At 71.8% G+C, this 24,973-nt stretch carries 22 protein-coding genes and 1 tRNA gene; 16 read left to right on the forward strand and 7 right to left on the reverse strand.

Going from position 1 to position 24,973, the window contains the following annotated elements; translation table 11 throughout:
* Positions 1 to 88: 88 nt before the first annotated feature.
* The 5 genes from DEU31_RS00255 to DEU31_RS00275 all read left to right on the forward strand — a co-directional run bounded on the left by DEU31_RS00255 (position 89) and on the right by DEU31_RS00275 (position 5,764).
* Positions 89 to 2,710 (forward strand): transglycosylase domain-containing protein, encoded by a 2,622-nt coding sequence (locus DEU31_RS00255; RefSeq protein ID WP_133674942.1) that lies wholly within the window; start codon positions 89 to 91, stop codon positions 2,708 to 2,710.
* Between the two features lie 2 nt (positions 2,711 to 2,712).
* Positions 2,713 to 2,925, forward strand: a complete 213-nt coding sequence (locus tag DEU31_RS00260) for a hypothetical protein (RefSeq protein WP_133674944.1) — start codon at positions 2,713 to 2,715, stop codon at positions 2,923 to 2,925.
* Positions 2,926 to 3,176: 251 nt separating this feature from the next.
* Complete coding sequence (locus tag DEU31_RS16975) at positions 3,177 to 3,449, forward strand: hypothetical protein (RefSeq protein ID WP_010552039.1); 273 nt, start codon at positions 3,177 to 3,179, stop codon at positions 3,447 to 3,449.
* 79 nt (positions 3,450 to 3,528) lie between these two features.
* Entirely contained in the window at positions 3,529 to 4,272 is a 744-nt protein-coding gene (locus tag DEU31_RS00270) for an MBL fold metallo-hydrolase (protein ID WP_010552040.1), read from the forward strand.
* An 82-nt stretch (positions 4,273 to 4,354) separates the two neighbouring features.
* Positions 4,355 to 5,764 (forward strand): extracellular solute-binding protein, encoded by a 1,410-nt coding sequence (locus DEU31_RS00275; RefSeq protein ID WP_133674946.1) that lies wholly within the window; start codon positions 4,355 to 4,357, stop codon positions 5,762 to 5,764.
* 37 nt (positions 5,765 to 5,801) lie between these two features.
* On the opposite strand, the gene DEU31_RS00280 is transcribed toward DEU31_RS00275, so the two are convergent.
* Positions 5,802 to 6,776: a carbohydrate ABC transporter permease gene (locus DEU31_RS00280; protein ID WP_010552042.1), complete on the reverse strand. Its 975-nt coding sequence runs from the start codon at positions 6,774 to 6,776 to the stop codon at positions 5,802 to 5,804.
* Positions 6,773 to 7,732: a sugar ABC transporter permease gene (locus tag DEU31_RS00285; RefSeq protein ID WP_029360903.1), complete on the reverse strand. Its 960-nt coding sequence runs from the start codon at positions 7,730 to 7,732 to the stop codon at positions 6,773 to 6,775. The genes DEU31_RS00280 and DEU31_RS00285 overlap by 4 nt, the downstream gene beginning before the upstream one ends.
* A gap of 188 nt (positions 7,733 to 7,920) precedes the next feature.
* Here DEU31_RS00285 and DEU31_RS00290 point away from each other — a divergent pair, with 188 nt between their 5' ends.
* Positions 7,921 to 9,417 carry an FAD-dependent oxidoreductase gene (locus DEU31_RS00290; RefSeq protein WP_010552044.1) on the forward strand — a complete coding sequence of 499 codons (1,497 nt, stop codon included), beginning with the start codon at positions 7,921 to 7,923 and terminating at the stop codon, positions 9,415 to 9,417.
* A gap of 7 nt (positions 9,418 to 9,424) precedes the next feature.
* On the opposite strand, the gene DEU31_RS00295 is transcribed toward DEU31_RS00290, so the two are convergent.
* Positions 9,425 to 10,498: a hypothetical protein gene (locus DEU31_RS00295; RefSeq protein WP_010552045.1), complete on the reverse strand. Its 1,074-nt coding sequence runs from the start codon at positions 10,496 to 10,498 to the stop codon at positions 9,425 to 9,427.
* Positions 10,499 to 10,704: 206 nt separating this feature from the next.
* On the opposite strand from DEU31_RS00295, the gene DEU31_RS00300 reads away from it, so the two are divergent.
* Entirely contained in the window at positions 10,705 to 12,921 is a 2,217-nt protein-coding gene (locus DEU31_RS00300) for a catalase (protein ID WP_133674948.1), read from the forward strand.
* A gap of 3 nt (positions 12,922 to 12,924) precedes the next feature.
* Here the strand turns inward: DEU31_RS00300 and DEU31_RS00305 are convergent, their stop codons facing one another.
* Positions 12,925 to 14,253: an APC family permease gene (locus DEU31_RS00305; protein ID WP_133674950.1), complete on the reverse strand. Its 1,329-nt coding sequence runs from the start codon at positions 14,251 to 14,253 to the stop codon at positions 12,925 to 12,927.
* A 245-nt stretch (positions 14,254 to 14,498) separates the two neighbouring features.
* Here DEU31_RS00305 and rpsF point away from each other — a divergent pair, with 245 nt between their 5' ends.
* The 8 genes from rpsF (at position 14,499) to DEU31_RS00345 (ending at position 18,668) form a co-directional block, all read left to right on the forward strand.
* A complete protein-coding gene (gene rpsF / locus DEU31_RS00310; RefSeq protein ID WP_010552048.1) occupies positions 14,499 to 14,789 on the forward strand; it encodes a 30S ribosomal protein S6 in 291 nt (96 codons plus the stop codon).
* 56 nt (positions 14,790 to 14,845) lie between these two features.
* Positions 14,846 to 15,403, forward strand: coding sequence for a single-stranded DNA-binding protein (locus tag DEU31_RS00315; protein ID WP_010552049.1), 558 nt, complete (start codon positions 14,846 to 14,848; stop codon positions 15,401 to 15,403).
* A gap of 99 nt (positions 15,404 to 15,502) precedes the next feature.
* Entirely contained in the window at positions 15,503 to 15,739 is a 237-nt protein-coding gene (gene rpsR, locus DEU31_RS00320; RefSeq protein WP_010533203.1) for a 30S ribosomal protein S18, read from the forward strand.
* 17 nt (positions 15,740 to 15,756) lie between these two features.
* Positions 15,757 to 16,227 (forward strand): 50S ribosomal protein L9, encoded by a 471-nt coding sequence (gene rplI, locus DEU31_RS00325; protein WP_010552050.1) that lies wholly within the window; start codon positions 15,757 to 15,759, stop codon positions 16,225 to 16,227.
* Positions 16,228 to 16,339: 112 nt separating this feature from the next.
* A complete protein-coding gene (locus DEU31_RS00330; RefSeq protein ID WP_010552051.1) occupies positions 16,340 to 16,624 on the forward strand; it encodes a hypothetical protein in 285 nt (94 codons plus the stop codon).
* A 115-nt stretch (positions 16,625 to 16,739) separates the two neighbouring features.
* Positions 16,740 to 16,979 (forward strand): hypothetical protein, encoded by a 240-nt coding sequence (locus tag DEU31_RS00335; RefSeq protein ID WP_010552052.1) that lies wholly within the window; start codon positions 16,740 to 16,742, stop codon positions 16,977 to 16,979.
* Positions 16,980 to 17,021: 42 nt separating this feature from the next.
* Complete coding sequence (locus DEU31_RS00340; RefSeq protein ID WP_133674952.1) at positions 17,022 to 18,452, forward strand: amino acid permease; 1,431 nt, start codon at positions 17,022 to 17,024, stop codon at positions 18,450 to 18,452.
* 132 nt (positions 18,453 to 18,584) lie between these two features.
* A tRNA-Leu gene (locus DEU31_RS00345) sits at positions 18,585 to 18,668 on the forward strand.
* A 99-nt stretch (positions 18,669 to 18,767) separates the two neighbouring features.
* On the opposite strand, the gene DEU31_RS00350 is transcribed toward DEU31_RS00345, so the two are convergent.
* The 3 genes from DEU31_RS00350 to DEU31_RS00360 all read right to left on the reverse strand — a co-directional run bounded on the left by DEU31_RS00350 (position 18,768) and on the right by DEU31_RS00360 (position 22,621).
* Entirely contained in the window at positions 18,768 to 20,537 is a 1,770-nt protein-coding gene (locus DEU31_RS00350; RefSeq protein ID WP_133674954.1) for a TIGR03767 family metallophosphoesterase, read from the reverse strand.
* 91 nt (positions 20,538 to 20,628) lie between these two features.
* Positions 20,629 to 22,005 carry an NAD-dependent succinate-semialdehyde dehydrogenase gene (locus DEU31_RS00355; protein WP_133674956.1) on the reverse strand — a complete coding sequence of 459 codons (1,377 nt, stop codon included), beginning with the start codon at positions 22,003 to 22,005 and terminating at the stop codon, positions 20,629 to 20,631.
* 64 nt (positions 22,006 to 22,069) lie between these two features.
* Entirely contained in the window at positions 22,070 to 22,621 is a 552-nt protein-coding gene (locus DEU31_RS00360; RefSeq protein ID WP_010552056.1) for an NYN domain-containing protein, read from the reverse strand.
* A gap of 639 nt (positions 22,622 to 23,260) precedes the next feature.
* On the opposite strand from DEU31_RS00360, the gene DEU31_RS00365 reads away from it, so the two are divergent.
* Positions 23,261 to 24,973, forward strand: a complete 1,713-nt coding sequence (locus tag DEU31_RS00365) for an HNH endonuclease signature motif containing protein (protein ID WP_133674958.1) — start codon at positions 23,261 to 23,263, stop codon at positions 24,971 to 24,973.

The raw sequence follows: 24,973 nt of genomic DNA on the forward strand, positions 1-24,973 counted from the left end.
CCGTCGGGACCGGGGGCGTGCTCATACTGGGGAGCTGGACGCTGCGGCGCCCTCATCCGTCCATGCCCCCGAAGGACCAGGAGCAGCCATGAGCGAGTCCCGACGCCCGTCGAGCGGCGGCGGCAACCGCCGCGCCGCGGGTGTGCGCCGCACGCCCTCCGGGAAGTCCGCGAAGGGCGGCGCCGCCAAGGGCAGCAGTCGCAGCGGCTCCTCGAAGAGCACCGGCAGCGCCAAGGGCACCAGCCGCACTGCGTCGAAGGGGACCTCCGGCGCGAGGACAGGCGCCGCCGCCACCACGTCGGCCGCCTCCGCGAGCTCCGCGAAGCGCCCCACCTCCCGCACCTCCGTGAGCGCCCGCCACGCCGGCGCCGCCCCGAAGGGCGCGGGGACGGGCCGCGGGAAGAAGGTCGCGGCGACGAACTTCCTGAACTACCCCCGCGCCGGGCGGAAGAACCCCTGGCGCTGGATCCCCTCGCTGCGCATGATCGTCGGCGCCATGGCGCTGTTCGTGCTGGCCGGGCTCGGCTTCGCGGTGTGGCTGTACAACGACACCGAGGTGCCCGAGCCCTCCGACTTCGCCCTCGCCCAGACCTCCCGCGTCTACTTCGCCGACGGCGAGACAGAGATGGGGCAGTTCAGCGAGATCAACCGCACCGAGCTCCCGGCCGAGGAGATCCCCGACAACATCAAGCAGGCCGTCGTCGCGAGCGAGGACTCGAGCTTCTACGAGAACCGCGGCGTCTCCCCGCGCGGCATCGTCCGCGCCTTCGTCAACAACCTCCAGGGCGGGGCCCGCCAGGGCGGCTCCACCATCACCATGCAGTACGTCGAGCGGTACTACACCGGCACCGAGACCTCCTACGTCGGCAAGGCGAAGGAGGCGATCATGGCGCTGAAGGCGGACCAGGAGCTCTCCAAGGACGAGATCCTCTCCCGCTACCTCAACACCATCTACTTCGGCCGCGGCGCGTACGGCGTGCAGGAGGCCTCCCAGGCCTACTTCGACAAGGACGCCTCCGAGCTCACCGACGCGGAGGCCGCGCTGCTGGTCGCCGTGATCCCGAGCCCCTCGACCTACGACCCGGCGAACGATCCGGAGAAGTCCACGCAGCTGTGGGACCGGGTGATCACCCGACAGGTCGCCGAGGAGCAGATGACCCCCGCCGAGGCGGACGCCCTCGAGTTCCCCCAGACGGTCGAGCCGAACTCCGAGAACTCCCTCGGCGGCACCAACGGCTATCTCCTGTCGCAGGTGCGGGGCGAGCTGATCGCCGAGGGCTTCACCGAGGACGAGATCAACACCGGCGGCTTCACCATCGTCTCCACGATCGATCCGGCGATCCAGGAGAACACCGTGCAGGCCGTCGAGAACCTGCCCGAGGACCGGCCCGAGAACAACCGCGTGGGCACCGTGACGATGGACCCCTCCACCGGCGCGATCCGCGGCATGTACGGCGGCGCGGACTACGTCACCCAGGCGCAGAACGACGCGACCCAGTCCCGGATGCAGGCCGGCTCGATCTTCAAGACCTTCACCCTCATCGCCGCGCTCGAGGACGGCTACCCGCTGGACTCCCGCTGGGACGGCGACTCGCCGAAGACCTTCCGCGGCGGCTGGACGGTGAAGAACTTCAACGACGTCGACTACGGCCGGGTCACCCTCGAGAAGGCGACCACCAACTCGATCAACACCGCCTACGCGGAGGCGAACCTCGAGGTCGGCCCCGAGCGCACCATGGAGACGGCGATCTCCCTGGGCCTGCCGGAGAAGACCCCGGGCCTGTTCCCCGACGCCTCGAACGTGCTCGGCTCCGCCTCCCCGACGGTCGCGGAGATGGCCGAGGTGTACGGCTCGATCGCCTCCGGCGGCGTGCACCGCGACAGCTACGTCGTGCAGTCCGTGACCCGGCCCGACGGCTCCTCGCGCTACGAGCACGAGACCACGGACACCCAGGGCATGGACGAGGAGGTCGCGATCAACGCGACCGTCGCCCTGCAGGGCCCGCCCACCCAGGGCTCCGCACGCGACCTCCAGAACGTCATGGGCGGCCGCCCGGTCGCCGGCAAGACCGGCACCTCGGAGAGCTTCCGCTCGGCCTGGTTCGTGGGCTTCACCCCGCAGCTGGTCACCGCCGTGGGCATGTTCCAGCCCTCGGCCGACGGCACCTCCGAGGAGACCCTGACCCCCTTCGGCGGGGAGCAGAACATCACCGGCGGCACCTTCCCCACCCAGATCTGGGGCGACATCATGTCGACCTCCCTGGAGGGCGAGGAGTACCTCGAGTTCCCCGAGGAGGTGCAGCTGGACAACGAGACGCAGGAGCGCAGCTACGTCCCGCCGCCCACGCAGGAGCCCGAGCCGACCCGCGCCCCGGAGCCGACGCAGGAGGAGCCCAGCGAGGAGCCCACCACGGAGGAGCCGACCACCGAGGAGCCGACGACGGAGGAGCCGACGACGGAGGAGCCCGAGCCCACGGAGGAGCCGACGACGGAGGAGCCCGAGCCCACCGAGCAGCCCCCGTCGGAGGAGCCGCCCGCGGACGAGGAGCCTCCCGCGGACCAGCCCACCGAGGAGCCGCCGGCCGACGAGCAGGGCGGCGAGGAGGAGGCCGACGCGGGTCTCCCCGAGGTCGAGGACCTGCTGCCCGGCGAGGGCCAGGGGCTCGGCGGCGGCCGTGAGGGCCGCGGCGGCGGCCGAGGAGGGGACTGACCATGGCCGCCCGCTGCGAGCAGTGCCGCAACCGGATCCGCGGGACGGTGCATCGCTCGTTCACGGGACGCCGGCTGTGCGAGAGCTGCCACACCCGCCTGATGGGGCAGACCGCCGGCTTCATGGCCGGTGGCGGGGTCCCGAACGCGATCTCGACCGGCGGCTGGTTCGCCCGCGCCAAGCGCGCCATGCGCGGGAACCGGTCGGAGGGCTGATCTGGAGCCGGCCAGGGAGCGCCCCTACGCGGAGGCGGATCTCGAGGTCGGCCCCGAGCGCACGATGGAGACCGCGATCTCGCTCGGCCTGCCGGAGAGGACCCCAGGCCTGGCTGCGGACGCCTCGAACGTCCTCGGCTCCGCCTCTCCGACGGTCGCGGAGATGGCCGAGGTGTACGGCTCGACCGCTTCCGGCGGCGTGCACCGCGACAGCTACGTCGTGCAGTCCGTGACCCGGCCCGACGGCTCCCGTGGCGCTGCAGGGCCCGCCCACCCAGGGCTCCGCGCGCGATCTGCAGAACGTCATGGGCGGCCGCCTGGTCGCCGGCAGGACCGGCACCACCGAGGAGCCCGCCGCCGAGGAGGAGAACGGCGAGGACGCCGAGCAGCCCACCGAGGAGTCCGTGGCCGAGGAGCAGGGCGACGGGGAGGCCGACGCCGCAGGACCGCCGACGGGCGACGGCGAGCAGGGCGCGGCCGGGCAGGGAGCCGCCATCGGGCGCGAGGGGAACCGCCGCGGCTGACCGCCGGAGCCGACCGGTCGACCCGTGACCCGGGGTCGACCCCGCGCGTAGCCTCCCTGCACCCGAGCAAGGAGGACGAATGCTCACCCCTGATGTGGCCCCCGGCGTCCATCGTCTCGCCCATGCGCACGTCAACTGCTATCTGATCGAGAGCAAGGACGGGCTGACGCTCGTCGACGCCGGCCTCCCCGGCCTCTGGCACGAGCTCGGGATGGCGCTGCGCCACCTCGGGCACCGCCCCGAGGACGTCCGAGCGCTCGTGCTCACCCACGCCCACTTCGACCACGTAGGCGTCGCCCGACGGCTCGTCGAGCGGCTCGGCATCCCGGTGCTCGTCCACCCGCTCGACGCCGAGCTGGCCGCCCACCCCTACCGCTACGCGCATGAGAACCCGCGAGCGCTCTACCCCCTGCGGCACCCGCGCGCCCTCCCCGTCCTGGCACGGATGCTCGGGGCCGGCGCGGCATGGGTGAAGGGGGTGGAGCACACGGGCGCGCTCACCCCCGGCGAGACCGTCGACGTGCCGGGCTCCCCCCGCGTGATCTCGACCCCCGGCCACACCTTCGGGCACGTCGCCCTGCACCTGCCGCAGCGGGATGCCGTGCTCTCCGGCGACGCGCTGGTCACCCTCGACCCGTACACCGGGCGCACGGGACCGCGGATCATCGCCGGGGCCGCCACGGCCGACAGCGCGCTGGCCCTGCGCTCCCTGGACCCGATCGCCGACACCGGTGCCTCGACGGTGTTGCCCGGCCACGGGGACGTGTGGACGCGCGGTGCCGGCGAGGCCGCCGAGCTCGCCCGTGGGGAGGGCCCCTCCTGATCTCCTCGGACCGCTCGGACGGTTTGGTTGCCGCCTCGGGGCACGCGATCTAGCTTGCGATCAGGAGCGGGACGGAGTCGTCGTGACCAGCGTCGACCGTCCGCTGCGGAAGGAGACCATCATGCTGAGCCGACGACGCGCCCTGCAGGCCGGGGCCGCGGCCACCGTCATGGGACTGGCAGCCTGCGACCGCGGCGGCGAGACCCCCGGCGCGGGAGGCGGTCAGGAGCAGCACGAGTTCGCCGACGCCGCGACCGGGCAGCTCGCGACGATGGGTTTCAACCCCTCGGACGAGGTGGGTCAGTCGCGCGCGGACCACGCCGCTGCGCAGCTGCCGGACCTCCAGGTCTCGATGGACACCGCGAACTTCGACTCCCAGAAGTTCACCGCCCAGGCCGCCGCCGGACAGGTCCCCGATCTCATCCAGCTCGATCGCTCCCTGGTCGCGACCTTCGCTGCGAACGGCCTCATTATGCCGCTGGACCAGGGCTTCGAGGTGCACGGCGTCGACCCGGCGACGCAGTACTACGAGGCCGCCCTGGGTGATGTCACCCAGGCCGGGGCGGCCTACGCCGTCCCCCAGTTCTTCCAGCCCAGCGCGCTCCTGATCAACGTGCGGACCGCCGAGGCCGCGGGGATCGCCCCGGAGGACTTCGACACCTCTGTCCCCGACGCGCTGCTGCAGGTCGCCGAGAAGGGCACCTCCATGGAGGGCTCCGCCCCCACCGCCCTCGGCCTCGACGGCGACATCCCCGGCTCGGCGGAGATGTGGCTCCAGGTGTTCGGCGGCGGCAGCATCGGCGAGGACGGCGCACCCACGCTCGACAGCTCCGAGAACGTGGACGCCCTGACCTGGATGAAGGAGCTGATGGACCTCCAGGGCGGCTACGCGGAGGTCACCTCGCTGAAGAACGCCATGGACGTCTTCGGAGAGCAGAACCAGTACGTCAGCGACCAGGTCGTCGCACAGTCCTGGGCGCAGTGGTACCTCAACGTCCTCACGGACTTCGCCGACGGCGTGGACCTCCATGCCGTGCCGATCCTCGGCCTCGACGGCGCCCCGATCGGCTTCGCCGGGGGGTCGGCCTTCGCGGTCCCCGCCGGTGCCGCGAACCCGGACGGCGCCCTCGCCTGGGCGCTCGCCGCGACCTCCACCGAGGCGTGGCTCGAGGCCGGCAAGGCCCGGGCGGCCACCGTCGCGGAGGGCAGCGGGATCAACACCGGGCTCTTCACCGGGTCGCCCGAGGCCGACCAGCAGGTGCGCGAGCAGTACGTCGAGGAGTCCGGGGACGCGGACTTCGACCAGTCGATCTCCGTCTACTACGACGTCCTGTCCGCTCCGCGGTCCACGGGCCCCTCGCCCGTCGGGGAGCAGGTCAAGCAGGCCCTGCTCGACGCCGTCACGGCCGCGCTCAACGGGGAGAAGGAACCCGCCCAGGCGCTGGGCGACGCGCAGGAGAGCGCGCAGCGGGAGTTCGACAGCGCCTCGTGAGCGCGGCGGGCGCCCCGTGCCCTGCTGGGCGCCCCTCTCAGCCCTTGACGCCGACCCCGGCGAGGCCGCCGACGAAGTACCGCTGCCCCACCGCGAACAGCAGCAGCATCGGCAGGGTCACGACGACGGAGGCGACCATGACGTACTGGTAGTCGCCGTGTCCGCCCGCGGTCGGGGAGAACAGGGTCATCGCGTAGTTGATCCCGAGCGGCACCGTGTACTCCTCGGGGGTGCCGAAGTTCAGGTAGATCAGCGCCCCCTGGAAGTTGTTCCACGACGCCTGGAACTCGAACAGCCAGACGATCACGGCCGAGGGCAGCGCCAGGGGGAACGCGATGCGGCGGAAGAGGCCGAGATAGGTGCAGCCGTCCACGCGGGCGGCCTCGAACAGCTCGCGCGGGATGCCGCGGTAGAACTGGCGCATGAGGAAGATGTAGAACGCCGAGCCGAACAGGGCCGCGCCCCACAGGGGAACGGTGGTCCCCAGGAACCCCAGGTGCTTCCAGATCAGGTAGTTGGGCACCAGGGTCACGGCGCCGGGAAGCATCATCGTCGCCAGGACCAGCCCGAACAGCAGGTTCCGGCCCGGGAAGCGGAAGTAGGCGAAGCCGAAGGCGACCATCGAGCTCGACAGGGTCATGAGCGTGGCCCCGGCCACGGCGATGAACACGGAGTTCATGAACCAGCTCGCCAGCGGCAGCTGCGCCCACACCTCGGTGTAGTTCTCCAGGGACCAGGTCCGCGGGATCAGGCGGTTGTCGAACACCTCGCCGCGCGGCTTGAGGCTCGCCGCCAGCAGCCACACCAGCGGGTAGAGGAACATCCCGCCGATGGCGAGGATCAGCGCCCAGCGCAGCGCGGTGCCCACCCGTCGCAGCGCGCGGCGGGGGCCGTCCGCATGACCGGTGACCGCGCCCGCGAGCGCGCCCGTGCGGCCGGTGCCGGTCGGCGCGATGCGGGACGCGACAGCGCCGGTGCCGGTCTGCTCGAGGGTCTGCTTCGCGGTGCTCATCGGGGCTCCCCCTGGTAGTGCACGAGACGCTTCGAGACCTGGACCTGGATCACGGTGATCACCATGATGATCATGAAGAGCACCCAGGCCATCGCGGCGGCGAGGCCGAAGTTGAACTGCTGGAACGCCTGCTGGTAGAGGTGGATGCCGTAGAACAGCGAGGCGGAGGGCGCCGAGCTGCTCGCGTCGCGGTAGAAGAGCAGGTACGCCTGGTCGAACACCTGCAGCGACGAGATGGTGTTGGTGACCACCAGGAAGAACGTGGTCGGCGAGATCAGGGGGACGGTGATCCGCCAGAACCTGCGGATCGGTCCCGCGCCGTCCAGCGCCGCCGCCTCGTAGAGATCCACCGGGACGCCCTGCAGCGCCGCCATGTAGATGATCATCGAGCCCGCCACCGCCCACGCGGACATCAGCACGATCGAGGGGATGATCCAGTCCGGATCGATCAGCCATTGCGGACCCTGGATGCCGAGGACGCCGAGGAACTGGTTGACCGCGCCACGGTTGCCGTTGAGCAGGAGCAGGAACACCGCGGCGGTCGCGACGGCAGGGGTCATCTTGGGCAGGTAGTAGAGCACCCGGAAGAAGCCCTGCCCTCGCGGGATCGACGTCAGCAGAAGGGCCAGCAGCAGCGCGAACGCCGTCTCCAGCGGCACCGACATCAGCGCGTAGGTGAACGTGTTCCCGAGGGACTGCAGGACCTTCGGGTCCTCGACGAGCTCTGCGTAGTTCGCGCCGCCCACCCACGGAGCCGTGTTCGTGGCCAGGTCGTAGTCGGTGGCCGAGAGATACGCGCTGTAGCCCATCGAGATCACGGTGAAAACGAGGAACCCGAGGATCCAGGGCGAGATGAAGGCGTAGCCGGCGAGCGCCTCCCGGTCGAGCCGTCGCCGCCGGCGTCGGCGCACGGGCGCCGTCGTCGGCGCCGACGCGGTGCGATCAGCAACAGTCATCCCGACTCCTCCCGAGCGGCGGCCCCGCCGTCGGGTGCCTCTCGGCGAACACTAGGAGCGCTTCCGCGCAACGCCAACCTGCACGACCGATCGGTCAAGGCCGGGAGCGGCTCCCGAGGCCGGTCCGTAGGGTGGGCGGACGGCCCCGAGATCGCCGGGGGCGCTGCGAGACGCGTGGAGGTCCCCTGATGCGTTCGTTCTGGCTCGACACCCATGACCCCGCGCGGATCCCCACCGCGGAGCTCCCCGTCGGCATCTCCTACGACGTCGCGATCGCCGGCGCGGGACTGACGGGGCTGGCGACCGCCGTGATGCTCGCCCGAGCCGGGAAGCGGGTGATCGTGCTGGAAGCACGGTCCGCAGGGGCGGTCGCGACCGGCCACACCACGGCGAAGGTCACGCTCCTGCAGGGGACCCGGCTCTCCGAGCTGCGCTCCCGCCATTCCCTCGGGACCGCCCGCGCCCATCTCGCGTCCCACACGGAGGCACGGCGCTGGCTGCTCGAGGCGTGCGCGCTCCACGAGGTGCCCGTCCAGCAGCGACCCGCGACCACCTTCGCCACCACGGCCGAGGGCGCCGAGTCGGTGCGCGAGGAATGGCTGACGGCCCGCGAGCTCGGGCTCGCGGTCACGCACTCCGCGACCACCGAGCTGCCCTTCCCGGTGACCGGTGCGGTCACCCTCGAGGGCCAGACCCAGTTCCATCCGCTCGAGGTCCTCACCGCCCTCGCCCGCGAGCTGCACGCGCTCGGCGGGATCCTGGTCGAGGGCGCCCGCGTGACAAGGGTGGGCCGCGCCGGCCCCCTCACCCTCCGCACCACGCGCGGCGAGGTCCGTGCGGAGCGGCTCGTCCTCGCCACCGGCAGCACCGTCCTGGACCGCAGCGGGCACGCCGAGCGCGTCACGGCGCGCCGTTCCTACGCGATGACCTACCGGCTGCCGCCCGGCGCCTGGCGGCCCCGCGGCATGCACATCTCGGCCGACGCCCCGGACCGGACCCTGCGCTCCGTGCCGCTCGGGGACGAGGAGCTGCTGCTGGTGGGCGGCGGAGACCACGTCACGGGCCGCGCCGAGTCACCGCGCCGGATCCTCCGGGAGATCGACGACTGGACCCGGGGCCTCGTCCCCGGCGCCGAGCGCACCCACAGCTGGGCCGCGCAGGACTACCACAGCGCCTCGGGCCTGCCGCTCGTCGGCGCGCTCCCCGGCAGCGGGGGCACGATCCTCGCCGCGACCGGGTTCGCGAAGTGGGGGATGACGGGCGGTGTCGCCGCCGCCCTGGCCATGAGCGGTCTGCTCGAGGAGGCGCCGCCCGCGTGGTACCCCGCGCTGCGGCGCGGCGCGGGGGCGAGTGCGCTCGCCGCCGGGATCTCGATGACGGCGCAGGTCGGTGCGCACCTCGCCGCCGGGTGGGCGCAGGCGGAGCTGCACGCGCTGCCCGAGCGGGCCCCGGGCGAGGGCGAGGGCGTCGTCGGCCGGTCGGGCGGCGCCCCGGTCGCCGTGTCCACGGTCGGGGGCCGCACCTGCGCGGTCTCCGGGGTGTGCACCCATCTGGGCGGTGCGCTGCGATGGAACGATGCGGAGCGCTCCTGGGACTGCCCGCTGCACGGCTCCCGCTTCGCGCCGGACGGCACGCTGCTCGAGGGGCCCGCCGTGAGGGACCTGGAGCGGCGCCGGCCGTCCTGAGAGCGGTTCAGCGGTCGTCCTCGCCCTGCGGGCGCCGCGCGATCTCCCGCTGCCCATGGGTGAGCCGGCGCAGGTCCGTCGACCCGTCGAAGCTCGTGCCGAGTCCGCCCGCGACCACCCCCATCGCCGCGCTGAGCCAGGCGATGTCCATGTAGCTGGAGAGCTCCGTCGGCTTCTCCACGATCTGCTCCATGAAGTCCGGATCGATCACCACCAGGCCGGCGGCGAGGATGAGCACGAACAGTGCGAGGTACAGCGCGAGTACGCACAGGAACAGCGTGAGCACGGTGGAGAGGTTGTAGTACACGAGGACCTCGGCGGGCTCCGTATGGCGTGCGCGCTCCCAGAGCCCGTTGCTCAGCAGCAGCCACAGCACCATCAGCGTGATCGCGAGCAGCCCGGTCATCATCAGCCGGCCTGTCGACAGCGCGGCGGACATCTGCCAGATGGAATTGTAGAAGACGCCGAACGCCCCGGCCGCGGAGGCGGCGGCAAGTGCCGAGGAGAGCTGGGGCGCCGTGCGCCAGGGGGCGTTCGTCGCCACCATCCCGAGCACGGTGCGGGGGACGCCGGTGAGCGTGTGCGCGTGCAGGTACCGGGGGGCGTCCTCCGCGGCATCCGGCTCCGACCAGCGGTTCCACCGCAGGTCGTACCGCTCCCGCTCCTCCTCGGGCGCGCCGTCCACGAGCCGGAGCACGCAGGACATGAACAGCGCGACCAGCCGCCGCCTCCCGGCGAGGACGCCGAGCGTGGGATAGGAGAGCGAGGCGGCGCGCTCGTCGGGGAACAGCTTCGCGATCTCCGGCCTGCCGTGGGAGAGGCGCGGCATCTCGGTCAGCAGCAGCACGGCGTCGACGCGGGTGAACTCCTCGCGCAGCGAGTCGATGGGGCGGAAGTCGAGCGTACGGGTGTCGCTGACCCCGAAGAACTGAGGGCGCACCTCCACGGTCGCACTGCCGAAGACGCGCGACAGCTCCTGCTCGAAGAGCTCTTGCACGGCGATGGCGCGGTCTGTGCACTGCCCGGGATCGCTGAGCACGAGCACGCAGATCCCGCGGTCCTCGACGGACGGTTCGGTCATGGTCGCTCCTCCGGGTGCGGATCACCGCCACCGTAGGCGCGGCCCGCGACGAGGGCACCATGCCGGACCGATCGGCCCGGCCGCACGGACCGATCGTTCTGCGCAATGCCCTGCACGGACGGTCGGGAGACTGTCGGTCCGCCGCCCGCGCGCCTACCGTGACCGGTGTCAGCGACGACCCGCGCAAATCCCCGAGGAGACACGTCATGACCCCTCCGAAGAAGACCCCCACCCCCGCTCCCGGCCGGCCCGGCAGCCGCCCGCCCCAGCTCGAGGAGCCGACCACACCGGACGGGCCCCTCCCGCCGAAGCCCGATCAGCAGGGTGCGCAGCCGCGCACGCCCACCGGCGCCGAGCCGGGCCCGGAGCACAGCAAGAACGCCCAGCAGGGCGCCTTCCTGACCACCTCGCAGGGAGCGCGGCTGCGCGACACCGACCACTCGCTGAAGGCGGGTCGCCGCGGCCCCGTGCTGCTCCAGGACCACCACCTGCGCGAGAAGATCACCCACTTCGACCACGAGCGGATCCCGGAACGGGTGGTCCACGCCCGCGGCGCCGCCGCCCACGGCGTCTTCGAGGGATACGGCACCGCGGAACCCGTGTGCCGGGCCGGATTCCTCGCCAAGGGGAAGCGCACCGAGGTGTTCACCCGCTTCTCCACCGTCGTCGGCTCGCGCGGCTCGATGGACACCGCCCGCGACACCCGCGGCTTCGCCACGAAGTTCTACACCGACGAGGGCACCTTCGACCTGGTCGCCAACAACATCCCGGTGTTCTTCATCCAGGACGGGATCAAGTTCCCCGACGTCGTCCACGCCGCCAAGCCCCATCCCGATCGGGAGATCCCCCAGGCCCAGAGCGCGCACGACACCTTCTGGGACTTCGTCTCCCTGCACACCGAGGCCCAGCATCACACCCTGTGGTTCATGGGCGACCGCGGCATCCCGCGGTCCTACCGGATGATGGAGGGCTTCGGGATCCACACCTTCCGGCTCGCGAACGCTGCCGGGGAGACCTCGCTGGTGAAGTTCCACTGGAAGCCTCAGCTCGGCGTGCACTCGCTGACCTGGGAGGAGGCGCAGCTCCTGGGCGGCAACGACCCGGATTTCCATCGCCGCGACCTCGCCGATGCGATCGAGTCCGGGGCCCACCCCAGCTGGGAGCTCGGGATTCAGGTGTTCCCCGACGACGAGGAGCAGAGCTTCGAGGGGATCGACCTGCTGGACCCCACGAAGTTCGTGCCCGAGGAGCTGGCGCCGGTGCAGCCCATCGGCCGGCTCACCCTGGATCGCAACCCCAGCAACTACTTCGCCGAGACCGAGCAGGTCGCCTTCAACCCCGGGCATCTGGTGCCGGGCATCGACGTCACCGATGATCCGCTGCTGCAGGTGCGGCTGTTCTCCTACGTCGACACCCAGCTCACCCGGCTCGGTGGGCCGAACTTCGCGCAGCTGCCGATCAACCGTGCGCACGCCCCGGTCAACGACATGCTCCGGGACGGCTACGGTCAGCAGGGCGACCACGCCGGTGTCGCGCCCTATCAGCCGAACTCCCTGGACGGGGGCTGCCCGTTCATGGCGGGCGAGATGGACGGCGCCTTCGAGGACCTGCCGGTCCGGGTGCCGGAGGGGGTGAAGGAGCGGGAGCTCTCGGCCACCTTCGAGGACCACTTCAGCCAGGCCCGCCTGTTCTGGCGCAGCATGACGCCGGTCGAGAGGGACCACATCGTCGACGCGTACTCCTTCGAGCTCGGCAAGTGTTACGAGAACACGATCAAGGAGCGCCAGCTGCAGAGCCTGGCGAACATCGACGGCGAGCTCTGCGCGCGGGTCGCCTCGGCCCTCGGCCTGCCCGCCCCGGAGCCGACGGTCCCGGCCGACGGGTCCGAGGAGGGGCCGGCCACCAGCGCACCGCTGTCCCAGCTCGGCGGCAGCTGGCCCGTCGACGGCAGGAAGATCGGCATCGTCGTCGACCCCGAGGCGGACAACGCGGACCTGCTGGAGCTGCACGAGGCGATCGTCGCCGCCTCGATGACCCCGTTGGTCATCGCACCGCGCGGCGGCGAGGTCGCCGGGGTGCCGGTGGCTCGCACGCTCGGCACCGCCGCCTCCGTCGAGGTGGACGCCCTGCTGCTCGCCGGCAATCCGCTCCTGGCCCCGGACTCCCGCCCCTCGGTGGACTCGAAGGCCGGCGCGCCCGGGAACGGCGAGGTCGAGCCGCGGGTGGGCAAGCTGATCGACGAGTGCTGGCGCCACGCGAAGGCGATCGGCGCCTGGGGCCCGGGCCGCGAGGCGCTCGAGGAGCGCACCGCCCCTGGCGGCGCAGGGCTCGTCGTCGGCGAGGACGGCGAGAGCGTGCTCGGCGAGATCATCGCCCTGCTCGGGAGCCACCGCGTCTGGGAGCGGTTCCCCGCGGGGGCCTGAGCCTCAGGCGGCGCCGGCGCCGGTGTGCTCACCGGCCCGGCGCCGCCGCCATGCGGCGAGGCCCGCGAGCAGCGCCGCCACGGCGAGGAACGGGAGCCCCAGCCGCCACACCGCCCACTCCACCTGCGTCATCAGCAGCAGGCACGAGACCAGGCCCCCGACCGGGAGCACGGCCGGGACGCGGAAGTGGCGGTGCTCCGGCCGGTCGCGGCGCAGCACCAGCACGGCCGCGTTCACGGAGAGGAAGACCACCAGCAGGAGCAGCACCATGGTGCCCGCGAGCACGTCGATGGTCCCGGTGAGGGCGAGGAGGATCGACAGCGCCGTGGTCACGAGGATCGCGACCCATGGGGTGCGGCGCCCGGGGAGGACCCGTGCGAGCACCCGCGGCAGCAGTCCGTCGGACGCCATGCCGTAGGCGAGGCGGGAGCTCATGATGCCCGTCAGCAGCGCCCCGTTCGCCACCGCGATCAGCGCGATCGCGCTGAACACGACCGGCGGCACGATGCCCGCCGCTTCGACCACGAGGGCCAGCGGTGCGGAGGAGCCCGCGAGCTCCTCGGTGGGCACGACGGCGGAGGCGACCACCCCGATCAGCGCATAGACCACACCGGTGACGATCAGCGCCCCGAACAGGGCGCGAGGGTAGGAGCGCGAGGGGTCCTTCGTCTCCTCGGCGATGTTCACGCTGGTCTCGAAGCCGACGTAGGAGTAGAACGCGAGGACGGTGCCGGCGAGCACCGCCGCGACAGGTCCGTTCTCGGGGGTCCCGAGCTCCGTGAGCCGGCCCAGGTCGCCCTCGCCCCGGCCGATCACGATCGCGCCCAGCACGATCACCAGCAGCAGGCCGCCCACCTCGATCAGGGTGGCCACGCGGTTCGCACCCAGCGACTCGGAGATGCCGCGGGTGTTCAGCGCCGCGAGCAGGACGAGGAACACGACCACCACGAGCACGGCGGGCAGGCTGACGAAGGCACCGAGATAGTCACCGGCGAAGCCCAGCGCGAGCGCGCCGACGGACACGATGCCGGCCGAGAGCATGCAGAACCCGACGAGGAACCCCGCGAAGGGGCCGAACGCGCGCGTGGCGTAGTGGGAGGAGCCTCCCGCACGGGGGTACTTGGTCGCGAGCTCGGCGTAGGAGCCGGCGGTCAGCAGGGCCAACAGCAGCGCCACCACGAGCGGCACCCACAGGGCGCCGCCGGCGATGCCTGCGATCTCCCCGGCCAGCACGTACACCCCCGCTCCGAGCACGTCCCCGAGGATGAACAGGAAGAGCCCGGTGGTGGTGACGGTGCGGCGCAGCGTGGGGCGCTCATCGGTGCTGGTCATCCCCCTACGGTAGGGCGAGGACGATCGCGCGGGCGGACCGATCGGTCGTGCCGCGCAGCCCGGCTCCGACGCCCCTGCCCTGTGATGCGCCGCGCACCGGCGGGTACTCCCTGGCCGATGCTCCTGGGCCCGGGTAGGCTGTTGCGGTCCGTGACGTGCATCGCCGATGCCCGCACGGGCGGCATGAACCCTCCTGCCACGGAGAGACCGTGGCCGCAGAGACCACAGGAGGTGGGTACCAGAACATGCGCAAGTACGAAATGGTCGTGATCCTCGACCCGTCCGTCGATGAGCGGACCGTCACCGGAACCTTCGAGAAGCTCGTCCAGGTCGTCCCGACCGAGGGCGGCACCATCGACAACGTCGACGTCTGGGGCAAGCGGAAGTTCGCCTACGAGATCGACAAGAAGTCCGAGGGCATCTACATCGTCCTGCAGTTCACCGCGAAGTCGTCGACCGCGCAGGAGCTGGACCGTCAGCTCGGGCTCAACGAGTCGGTCATGCGCACCAAGCTCATGCGTCTCGACGCCGAGTGACCTGCCGTCTCTGACCCCCGCACGATCCACCACACCCCCGGAGCAGAGGAGCACCCATGGCGAATGACACCGTCATCACGGTGATCGGCAACCTCACCGCGGACCCCGAGCTGCGCTTCACGCAGTCCGGCGTCGCGGTCGCGTCGTTCACCATCGCGTCCACCCCCCGCACCTTCGACCGCCAGTCGAACGAGTGGAAGGACGGCGAGGCGCTGTTCCTCCGCTGCTCCATCTGGCGCGACGCCGCGGAGAACGTGGCCGAGTCGCTCGAGAAGGGCTCCCGCGTGGTCGCACAGGGCCGCCTCAAGCAGCGCTCCTTCACCGACCGCGAGGGCAACAACCGCACCAGCATCGAGCTGGACGTCGACGAGATCGGCCCCTCCCTCCGCTACGCGACCGCGAAGGCCACCAAGGTCCAGCGCGGCGGCGGTGGCGGCGGCCGAGGCGGCTTCGGCGGCGGCCCGCAGGGCGGCGGCCAGGGCGGCTTCGGCGGCCAGGGCGGATACGGCAACCAGGGCGGTCAGGGCGGCTACAGCGCGCCCCAGGGCGCTCCCAACGCCGACCCGTGGGCCGGCGGAGGCAACCAGGGCGGGTACGACGACCCGCCCTTCTGATCGGCGCGCCGGATCCCGGCACCCCGCGCAGAGAACCCCACAGAACAACCCCATCCCGGGTGCATGCCCGGGCTCCCCTCAGAAAGAAGGAGCACCACGATGGCCAAGCCTGTTCTTCGCAAGCCGAAGAAGAAGCAGAACCCGCTGAAGGCCGCCGGTCTCGAGACCGTCGACTACAAGGACGCCGCGCTGCTGCGCAAGTTCATCTCCGACCGCGGAAAGATCCGCGCCCGTCGGGTCACCGGCGTCTCCGTCCAGGAGCAGCGCAAGATCGCGAAGGCCGTGAAGAACGCCCGCGAGATCGCCCTGCTGCCGTACTCGACCTCCGGTCGCTGAGCGAGGAAGGGAAGCACATGACCAGCAAGCTCATCCTCACCAACGAGGTCACCGGCCTCGGTGCCGCCGGCGATGTCGTCGAGGTCAAGGACGGCTACGCCCGCAACTTCCTCCTGCCCCGCGGTCTCGCGACCCCGTGGACCAAGGGCGGTCAGCGTCAGCTCGACCAGATCCGTGCGGCCCGCGGCAAGCGCGCCATCGCGAACATCGAGGAGGCGCAGGCCCTGAAGGCGTCGCTCGAGTCGAAGCCCGTCGTCATCGCCGAGCGCGCCGGCCAGAACGGCCGTCTGTTCGGTGCGGTCTCCTCCAAGGAGGTCGCCGAGGGCGTCAAGGCGATGTTCGACAAGGACATCGACCGTCGCACCGTCGAGTTCGCCACCCCGATCCGCTCGCTCGGCGAGCACAAGGCGACCGTGCGCCTGCACGACGAGATCTTCGCGAACCTCGTCGTCCAGGTCGTCGCCGCCAAGGGTGCCGCCAAGGCCTGATCCGGCCTGATCGACCCCGCAGCGCCCCGCACCCTCATGGTGCGGGGCGCTGCTGCGTTCCCGAGACCTTCGTCGAAGGCTCCTCGGGCCGCCTGCCGGATAGGTTGTCGCCATGTTCGGACGCACCAGGCAGCAGCAGACCATGTTCGAGAACCTCCAGGCGCAGAACGCACGGCTCGAGGGCCTCGTCGGCCTGCTCGCCGAGCGGGCCGGCGTCGGCGAGGCGGAGCTCGAGCGGCTCCGCGAGGAGTCGGGCGCTCCGCGCGTGCCGGAGGAGTGCCGTCGGCTCGTCGCGGAGGGGAAGGTCATCGAGGCGATCAAGGTGTACCGCGAGCGCACCGGCGCGAGCCTGAAGGACGCCAAGGACGCGATCGACCGGTTCCGCGGCATCGCCTGAGGGAGCCCGGGGGATCGCCCCCACGACCATCGTCGGACCGTCGCCCGACCATCCCCGCCGCCGGCTCCTCCCATCGCAGGATGTGCCCGTCGCCGGGATCCGGAAGAGTCAGGACATGACGACCTTCCAGAAGCCCACCCGCCCTCCGACCCGCCGCCCCCGCGACCCCCGCCCCCGCGGACCCTACGCGATGTGGCTCGTCGCCCTCGCCGTGCTCCTGCTCTCGGCCGGCTACGGCCTCACCCTCGTCCCCGAGATCGCCGACATCGGCCTTCTCGTCCTCGTCCCGGCCGGCGTGCTGCTGCTCGTCGGACTGAACGCCACCGTGCGCGACGACCTCGACACCGAGGGCTGACAGGTCCCGACCCCGGCCGCAGGTCGGGGCTACCCTCGACGGGTGACCACCCAGACCCCCTCCTCCGACGAGCGCGCCGACGGGCAGCTCGCCCGCTCGCTCGGCCACGGCCAGATGGCGATGATCGCCATGGGCTCCGCGCTCGGCACCGGCCTGTTCCTCGGCTCCGGCGAGGCGATCGGCATCGCCGGCCCCGCCGTGATCATCTCCTTCGCGCTCGGCGCCTTGATCGCCGCGACGATCGCGCTCGCGATGGGCGAGATGGCCTCCCGCCACCCCGTGCGCGGCGGCTTCGGCACCCTCGCCGCCCGCTACCTCTCCCCGTTCTGGGGCTATCTCAGCCGCTGGCTGTACTGGATCGTCACCGTCTGCGTGACCGGCGCGGAGCTGGTCGCCTGCGCCGCCTATCTCGCCTACTGGGTGCCCGCGGTGCCGATCTGGGCCGGGATCCTGCTGTTCGCGGCGCTGATCATCGCGATCAACCTCTCCAGCGTCGGCTCCTTCGGCGTGATCGAGTTCTTCCTGTCCTCGATCAAGGTGATCGCGGTGTTCGTGTTCATCCTGATCGGCGCCGTGCTGGTGTTCTTCGGGATGCCTGGCCAGGAGGCGCCCGGCTTCGTCGAGCTCACGGCCGACGGGGGCTTCGCCCCGATGGGCTGGTCCGCGGTGTGGGTCGCCCTGTCGGTGGTGATGTTCTCCTTCGGCGGCATCGAGCTGCTGTCGATCACGGCCGCGGAGGCGAAGGATCCCGCCCGCTCGATCCGCACCGCCGCCCGCACCACGATCGTGCGCCTGGCCTTCTTCTACGTGCTGTGCATCGGGATCGTGGTGTGCCTGGTGCCGTGGCAGCAGGCCGCCGGCACCGGCGAGGACGTCGCCACCTCACCCTTCGTCATGGTCTTCGACCGGATCGGCATCCCCGGCGCCGCGCACATCACGAACCTGCTGGTGCTGATCGCGGCGCTGTCGGCCGCGAACGCGAACCTCTACGCCGGCAGCCGGATCCTGCACTCCCTCGCCTCCGACGGGCTCGCGCCGCGCTTCGCCGCGCACGTCACGGCCCGCCGCGTCCCCGCCGTCGGCATCGCCCTGAGCTCGATCGGCCTGATCGGCGCGGCGCTGCTGGCCTTCAGCGGCGTGGGCGGGGTGTTCGGCTACATGATGAGCCTCGTGGTGTTCTCGGTGATCATGGTGTGGGCGCTGATCCTCGCGACCTACATCGCCTTCCGCCGACGCGGCGAGCGGGGCGGCACCTTCCGCATGCCGGGCGGCGTGGTCACCGCGGGCGTCGGCCTGGTGGGCCTCGCCGCCGTCTTCGCGACCGTGTTCGTGCGGCCCAGCATGCAGGTCGCCGCGATGGTCGGCATCCCCGCGGTGATCGTCGCGACCGTCCTCTACGTGGTGGTGGGCCGACGCCGCATCGATCCGGCCGACATCGACTCCGCCTTCGAGGAGGCCGAGTCGATGCGCTGAGCGTCGAGGCGTCGAACCGGCCCGGAGTGGCGTTCGTTACTGTGCAGGATGTCGGCTTGGGCTCAGGGTTCGGCGGGGGTAACCTAAGGGAACCTTCGGCCTCGGCGCCACGAGACCCGGTGCCGGAGATACGCGCAAGTGGCGGAATTGGTAGACGCGCACGGTTCAGGTCCGTGTGCTGGCAACAGCGTGGGGGTTCAAGTCCCCCCTTGCGCACCGCGAGAGATCCCCTCTGACCAGCAGGTCAGAGGGGATTCTTCATGTCCGGGTGCTGCGGCGGGCGGCGCGGCCCGCAGCGGCGGGCCGCGCCCCGTCTCAGTGCCCCGGCGCCGCCAGCAGCAGCTCGACGTTGCGGTCCCGACCCTCGCCCTCCTGCGCCCGCTCGGCGTGGAGGTCGTTGAAGGACAGCTCCCGGTACAGGCTCGCCAGGCCCTCGCCCTGGTACGGGGCCTTCGCCTCGATCAGGGTGCTGAGCAGAGAGAGCGTCCCGTCGCGGTTGTCGACCACCTCGAGCACCCGCGCCTGCTGCGGGAAGTCCACGTGCGAGGCGGTGGTGATCTTCCAGTAGCGGCGCTCGGCGACGTCGTCGCCGTGCAGCGCGATCGTGTTGGTGTGCGTGTGCCCGTTGACCCAGGCGAGCACGTTCGGGAAGCGGCCCAGCAGGTTCTCCACGTCCCAGCCGGCATGGCGCAGCTCGCCGACGCCGGGCTCGAGCAGCAGGTTGTTCATCGTGTCCGGGGTGTGGTGGCTGAAGACCACGAAGTACGTGTCCTCGGACTGCGTGCGCTGGAGGCGCCCGATCCCGTCGTAGTACCGGCTGGAGCCCTCCTCGAGGGTCTCCTCGAGCCAGCGGTACTGGGCGTGGCCCAGCGATCCCTGCGTGAAGCCGGCGCGGTTCGTGGAGTCCAGCGCGATGCCGACCACGCCCGGCGCGATCTCGAAGGTGTAGTAGCCGGTCGACTCCACCGCGTTCTCCTCGGTGAAGCCGTGCCCGGGGGCGCCGACGCGCGGGGTCTGGCCCAGATGGGCGCGGATGTACTCCTCGGGGGTGAAGGGCTCGCGGCGCTCGTCGGGGGTGACCTCGTACCGGCGCTCGGGGTCGAGGGAGCTGGAGAGGGTCTGGCGCTGCGCCTCGCCGGTGCCGCCGGCCTCCGCGGTGCGCACCTGCGCCTCGAGCTGCCGGTTCGCAGTCTCCGAGGCGAAGCCGGTGAACTTCCACGAGCCGGTGTACATCTCCCGCAGGACGTCCCAGTCCGTGGGGAGGGTGCCGCTGATCGAGTCGTCGTGGTTGCCGAAGACGCTGTACCAGGGGATGTCCAGGCCTGGGCTCGTGTGGGTGGTCATGGCACCGGCGAGCAGCTCGGGCAGCTGCGGGAACCCGGCCTCGGCGTAGCGGTCCTCGACCTCGCCGCCGGGATGCCAGTAGTGGGTCGAGCCGCCCGTCTGCACGCCCTCCCAGGTCCCGTCGGCCCCGGTGTTCGCGGTGATCTCCCCGCCGTTCATGAGGGCGAGGAACCAGTCGAGCTCCACGTGCTCGTGGTTGTCGGTGTTGTCGCCGGTGGTGACCACGCAGTCGAGGTCGCGCCCGGTGTGGGGGCCGCGGCGCAGATCGTTGACCCGTTCGATGAGGGAGACGGCGCCCTGGGTGGTCAGCGACTCCTGCGGGCGGAACGCCGAGCCGGTGATGTCGTGGAGGAACTCGAAGCGCATCGGGGACTGCGCGTCGAGCACGTGCAGGTCCGTGAACTGGACGAACGAGGCGAGTGGCACGCGGGTGTCCGCCCGGGAGGCCTGCGCGGCGTGGTCCAGCGCGTCCTCGCGCACCTCGAAGGCGTAGCCGGGCCCGGCGGTGAGGCGGCGGTAGGTGCCGCTCTCCCCGGCCTCGGGCACCGCGACCGCCTCGAGGGTGGTCCCGGTGGGGTCCAGCCCCGCGTCCTCCGCGAAGGCGCGCTGGGCGGGGAGGGTCGAGGCGGCGGTGCCGCCGAGCGCGAGGCCCGCCCCGATCAGGAGGGTGCGTCGGCCGAGGGGCGGGAGGGCGAGCGAGGAGTCGCGGCGGCGGGCGGGGGTCCGGGGTGCGTGGGACATGCGCTCCACCCCAGCACCGACAAGTGACCAGCGGGTGACGACGGGCTGAGCACTTGCCGTCGATCGCCGCGGAGCGCGTCCCCGGCCCTGCTCAGCGCACGGCGGTGCGGCGCAGGCGGACGTTGACGAACTCGCCCATGCCCCAGCGGCCGAGCTCGCGGCCGTAGCCGGAGCGCTTCACCCCGCCGAAGGGCAGCCCGGGCAGCGTCGTCCCGTGCTCGTTGACGTACGCCATCCCCACGTCCAGGCGGTCGGCGACCTCCTGCGCCCGGGCCAGGTCCTCGCTCCAGACGGAGCCGCTCAGCCCGAACGACACGTCGTTCGCCAGCTCCACGGCGTGATCGACGGACTCCGCACCGTAGATGACCGCCACCGGGCCGAAGATCTCCTCGGAGTAGGCGTCCATGTCGGGGGTGACGCCGGTCAGCACGGCGGGCCGCATGAATGCGCCCTCCCGGTCCAGCGCGTCGCCTCCCGTGTGCAGAGTCGCTCCCTGCTCGACGGCGCGGGCGACCTGCTCGACGACGCCGTCGCGCGCGCCGAGCGAGGAGAGCGGACCGACGTCGACGCTCTCGTCCAGCGGGTCCCCGAGCGTCGCGCCCTCGAACTCCTCGACGATCGCCGCGACGAACTCGTCGAGCCGTGCGCTCGGGACGATCATGCGCTTGGGGGAGTTGCAGGCCTGGCCCGCGTTCGACAGCCGCGCGGTGGCCGCCGCGCGGGCGACCCGGGCGATGTCGGCGTCCTCGAGCACGATCAGCGGGTCCGAGCCGCCCAGCTCCAGCACGGACTTCTTGAGGTGCTCCGCCGCGGTCCGGGCGACGGCGGCTCCTGCTCGCTCGCTGCCGGTGAGGGACACGCCGCGCACGCGCGGATCGGCGATCATCTCGGCGATCTGGTCGTGATCGGCGAAGACATTGACGTAGGCGTCGTCGGGGACCCCGGCGTCGTGCAGGATCTCGGCCATCACCTCGGCGGAGCCGGCGCAGATCTCCGCGTGCTTGAGGATGATCGTGTTGCCGGTCATCAGGTTGGGGGCCACGAAGCGGGCCACCTGGTAGTACGGGAAGTTCCAGGGCATGACGCCGACCAGCGGGCCGATCGGCTCGGTCTGCACGAGCGACTCCTGCGCTCCCTGCGGGTCCAGCAGCTCGTCCTGGAGCAGCTCGGGGCCGTGCGTCGCGTACCACCGGTAGATCGATCCGGCCAGCTCGGCCTCGCCGATCCCCTGCGCCAGGGGCTTGCCCATCTCGATGGCGATCAGTCGTCCCAGCTCCTCCGAGCGGGAGTCGTAGGCGTCGGCGACGCGCTCGAGGATCTCGGCGCGTCGCTCCGGAGGCGTCCCCCGCCAGTCCGGGAAGGCGGCGTGCGTCCGTCGGAGCACGTCCTCCACGCCCGCGGAGTCCAGAGCCGGGAACTGCTTGTCGGTTCGTCCCGTGGTCGGGTTGGTCGTGGTGTATCCAGCCATGCCCTCACCCTGGGCACCCACCCCGAGGTGTGTACAGTCCGACGACCGATCGGTCGTCGGCCAGTCAGAGGATGAACTCCAGCGGGTCGAACTCGTCGATGTCGATGATCCGCACGCGCGGCAGACGGCTCGTGAAGGCGTGCACGTCGTACTCGAGGTCGTGGAACTCGATCCCCGGGATGTCCTGCAGGTCCGTGGCCATGAACTCGCGGAACCCGACCAGCGCGGTGCGCCGGTCCGGCGTCGCCGCGAGGTCCGTCATCTGCGGGACGAAGTCCTTGTCGTGGCTGACCAGCATGACGTCCGCCGGGCGGTCCTGCAGCGCCTCGGCGGTGCGCTGGATCGCGATGTCCACGACCTTGCCCTCGCCGCGCAGCGGGATCGCCTTGTACCCCAGCGCGATCAGGGCCTGCACGAACCCGGAGGGGAGGCTGTCGCCGACGGCGAGGAAGAACAGGCCCCGCACCGGCTGGTGCCAGGCGTGCTCGGCGTGCTGGAGCAGCTTGTTCCAGCGGGGGCGCTCGTCGGACTGGGGTCGTCGGCCGAGCACCGAGACGCCGAGGGTGGCGTCGATGTTCTCACCGTCCACCAGGAGGTACGTGGTGCGTGCGGTCATGGGGATGACACTACTCGGTGCCGGGCGCGCGGTCGCCGGTGCGGGTGGTGCGTGCGGGCGCCCGCCGCGTGCGTCGATGAGCTCCGCACGACGCCGCCGTCGCCGCGAGAATCAATTCCGACGGCTCTTCCCAAGTCGCGCTTTTCCACATTCTTGAGCGTGCACTTGACAATTCGCAAAGAGCGGGGATGGCGACGATCTCGGTGTTCTCGGGTAAGGCCCTGTCCCGCGCCCGTCCTCTCCGGTGCCGTCACCGTTCGGGACCCGTTCCCGTCGGGCACGTGCTCCCGTCCCCGCGGCACCCCTGCTCGCGCCCACGCTCCGGCCCTCGGAGCACCCTGCTCCCATCCCCGCCCCTCCTCCCACCCCCACAGCGTGATGCTCCTGTCCCTGCCTCCGCTCCCACCTCCGCAGCGCCCTGCCCCTCCCTCGAGTGGCCGTCGCATAACGCGCCGGCCGCGACCTCTCCTCCCCACAGGTGGGTTACCCACAAATTCATCCCCACTACGCCTGAGCCCTTCTGGAATGTCCGTTTCGACGGTATTGTTTGAGGTGTTGGGAGTCTTGAAAGAGATTCTCTGTCGCGACAGCGGACGGCACCGAGGCCGTCCCGTCCACGGATCGGGGAAGGAGGGCGTGATGGGTGAGTTCGACGAGGGGTCGGGGGCCCCGCTCGAGTCCGAGTCCGACGCCGGCACGGGAACCGGCGCCGGCAGCGCTGTAGACGCGGCGACCGCCGACGAAGCCACCCAGGGCAGCATCGCCACAGCCGGGACACCCGCCGTGACCGACGGCGCGACGCAGTCTCCCGCCCCGCGCTGGAGAGTGCGAGCCCGTCGGCCGCTGGACCAGGAGCAGCTGCTCGCCGAGGTGGAGCCCGGCACGATCGAGGCGTCGCGGGTGCTCGCACTGCATCGCACCATGCAGACGAGGGCGCGGCTCTACGCTCACCAGCTGCGTCAGCTGGCGGTGTTCTTCCGCGAGGACCCCGAGACCGGCGGCATCCCCGAGAACGCGGACATGACCGGCGTGAAGGTCGCCGTGGGCCTGCGCACCTCCGCCGCCCGCGCCTGGTCGATGGTGCTGGACGCGCGCACCTCCGTGGATCTCATGCCGGCGACCTTCGTCCACCTCGCGCGCGGCGACATGCCCGAGGACTTCCACCGCTATCTGCTGCGCCAGGTGCGGAGGCTGGACGATGCGCAGAAGGAGGCCGTGGACCGCCACCTCGCCGGGGTGGAGATCCCCGCGGTCTCCAAGGCCACCTTCGAGGCGCAGGTCCGCCTCGCCGTGCGGCTCGCGACCGCGGGCACCGTCCCCGAGCCGCCGCGAGCCTCCCGCTCCGTCGAGCTGCTCGACGTCGACACGAAGGCCGGCACCGCCTCGCTCTACGTCACCGGCCCGATCCCCGAGATCCAGGGTCTCGCGCACCGGCTCGACGTCGCCGCGCGCACCGTCCAGAAGGCGCAGCGCGCCGCCCTGCGCGACGGCGAGGAGGGGCCGCTGCCCTTCGACATCGACGGCGACCTCGCCGAGCGGGGCCGCGCCCTCTCCCTCGCGACCCTGCGCTACGCGATCCTCACCCACTCCGTGCTGGACATCGACCCGGTCCAGGAGACCCGCAGCCCCTACAAGATCCTCGTCACCGTGCCGGTCACGACCCTGATGGGACTCGAGAACACCCCCGCGATGCTCGACGGGCTCACGCCGATCCCGGCCGAGCTCGCCCGGGACCTCGCCGCCGGGGAGCCGACCTGGCTGCGGATCCTCACCGACCCGATCATCGGGGCGCCCTGCGACGCGGTCGCCGAGACCTACCACCCCACCGCCCAGGCGAGGCTCCAGCTGCGGCTGCGCCATCCGCTCTGCGCGGTGCCGGGATGCGAACGGCCCACCCGCCTCGCCGCGGAGGACGACCACATCGTCGCGTACGACCACGACCACCCCGACGAGGGCGGCCCGACGTCACTCCAGAACCTGCACCGGCTGTGCTGGAGGCACCACCAGCTCAAGACCGCCGGGCTCCTCGACCCCACCCGCGAGCCCGACGACGCACCCGGCCCCGTCACCACCGACTGGGAGATCGACGGCGGCGTCCGTGCCCGTACCGTCGAGCACACCGACCTCGTCACCCCCGTCACCGCAGAGGCCCTCGAGGCCGCGTGGCGGATCCACCAGCGCCTCCACGCCGAGGCGGAGCGCCACGTCGCCGCGGAGAAGTCCAGGCCACGACGAGAACGGGTCGACGAGCAGCGTCGCGAGGCGATGGCCATCGCCCACCCCCACCTGCGCAGCCGGCTCCGGCCGCCGGACCCCGATGCGATCGCCGCGCTCGGCGACCCGCCGTTCTAG

It is taken from the genome of Brachybacterium sp. AG952, from assembly GCF_004362645.1.
GTDB lineage: Bacteria > Actinomycetota > Actinomycetes > Actinomycetales > Dermabacteraceae > Brachybacterium > Brachybacterium conglomeratum.